The organism is Halorubrum sp. C191 (assembly GCF_002727095.1).
GTDB classification, from domain to species: domain Archaea; phylum Halobacteriota; class Halobacteria; order Halobacteriales; family Haloferacaceae; genus Halorubrum; species Halorubrum ezzemoulense.
Genome location: NZ_NHNZ01000176.1, coordinates 1 through 1,975, shown reverse-complemented (window position 1 = coordinate 1,975; position 1,975 = coordinate 1). Strand labels below are relative to the sequence as shown.

At 55.3% G+C, this 1,975-nt stretch carries 1 pseudogene; it reads right to left on the bottom strand.

Going from position 1 to position 1,975, the window contains the following annotated elements:
• Nucleotides 1-1,812: 1,812 nt before the first annotated feature.
• Nucleotides 1,813-1,975: pseudogene (locus tag Z052_RS16140) on the bottom strand (IS630 family transposase); the annotation flags it as partial.

The window sequence follows — 1,975 nt, the reverse complement described above, 5'->3', positions numbered from 1 at the left end:
TCGATGTCGTCGACCGCGCCCCACCCCGCACTCTCGCATTGTGATCTGGCCCCCACCTTCTGTTGTCGCCCCGCCGCCGCTGTTCGTCGTCGGGTGTCGTGTCGTCTCGGTGGTCCCCCTCGTCGTCGCTCGCTTGCTGGTCCGGTCTCGATGGTGGTCGTGGTTCGAGGTCGTCATGTCGCTTCCAGGCCGTCGGTCTGGTCTCTGCTGGTTGCCGCCGGTCGTCGGTGGTCGATGTCCGTACTGGCCCGTCCTCGCTTGTCGCCGCTCGTCGAGGTGTCGCCGTCGGAGTGGCCTTGTTGGTAGTGTCGCGGATCGCCTCTGGGGTACTATCGATCAGCTGGTGGTCCGTCGTCGAGCGTCGGGTTCGCTTTCTCGTTGTGCCGACCGTCGGTCATCCCGGTTGGGGTCGTTCGTCGCTTCGGGTTGATCGATGCCACGTGTCGCCGTCGATGCTGGTGGCTCTTCCGTGGTCGTCTCTGTCGCTTCGACTGTCGGCTGGTGTCTTCCCCTGTCGTCGGTCTCTCTTCATCGCCTCGTGCCCCCGTCTCTCTGCGCCGCTCACTCAGGGTTCCATCCATTATCATATCCTTGATAGTCTCCCCCTCGTCCGCTCTCCGTCTCCCCCGGTTTCCCTCGTCCGTTACCCGGCTCCGCCCTGACTCGTTCGCTACGCGACTATCTACTGAACTTCATCTGCCCTGAACCCTAATTGTGTGAATTCGGCCGAACGTACACGGGAATAGGAGATTACTTTGTAGGTCCTCTAAAGCCTTCTCGTCGTATGGCTGAACGTACACGCCCGATTTGGCTGGTAGCGGTTTCATGAATTACCCCCCGCAATCCCGCCGCCTTCCTGTCATTAGATGACCTGACAATATAGATATATATTTAATTATGGATACCCCGAATTCCGCTGCCGTCTTGTCATTATAGGGTGTTAGCCGGGGGTTGTTAGGTCGAAAATTACTTCATGAAGTACCCCCACCAATCCCGCTCCCGTCTTGTCATTACGTACTTCATGAAGTGCCCCCCGCGATCCCGCCCCCGTCTTGTCATTATGCGGGATCGGCTGCTACTCACAAGATTCACATTTGGTTCATGAAACACCCCCACCAATCCCACTCCCGTCTTGTCATTACGTACTTCATGAAGTACCCCGCTAATCCCGCTCCCGTCTTGTCATTACGGTGTGTCGACCAACACTCGCCGGATTCAGAATCGCTTCATGAAGGATACCCGGTAATCCCGCTGCCGTCCTGTCATTACGCACTTCATGAAGAACCCCCGTAATCCCGGTGCTGTCTTGTGATTATAGTCCAGAATTTCCGCTAGAAGCATATAGGATGTGATAGAACGCCTGGTAGTGGTAGCAATAACGGGCAAGAACTGTGGTTGCTGGAAGTGGGATTCTCGCTGAACAGCGATCCGTATTTTACTTTCTGAAAGTCTTGGCTTTGGGTTGTTAGGACGGGGATTTGATTCTAATTTGTCTCCAGTTCCACGCTGTTGTGTCGCCAGTTCGTCTCTAATTCAACGCTGATGTACCGGTAGTTCGTCTCCAGTTCTACGGTGATGTATTCCCAGTTCGTCTCCAATTCAACGCTGATGTGTCGCTGGTTCGTTTCCTAGACTAAGTATCCGCAGAGGGGGGTTAGAATACTGGGCTGTGTTACGATGGCTAATGTCGGGTCGATCTAGAGACGGGACGAACGACGCAAAAAGAATAGCTGGTCTCGGAGCGCACGTCGACTGTCTACGGACAGAGACAGTCCGGCGATCTATCGTGTTTGTGTGGGAGCCTAGTTATACTCACGGACATAAATACGCAAACACATCTGGGATTTCGACCCGGTCGAGTGCAGAGAGAGCAGCCTCACGGAGATCGTCGAGTGTGTCAAACAGGCGGTTCCCAAGTTCTTGATCAAGTTGTCTCCAACACTCTTCCGCGGGGTTCAGCTCCGGTGAACCCCGC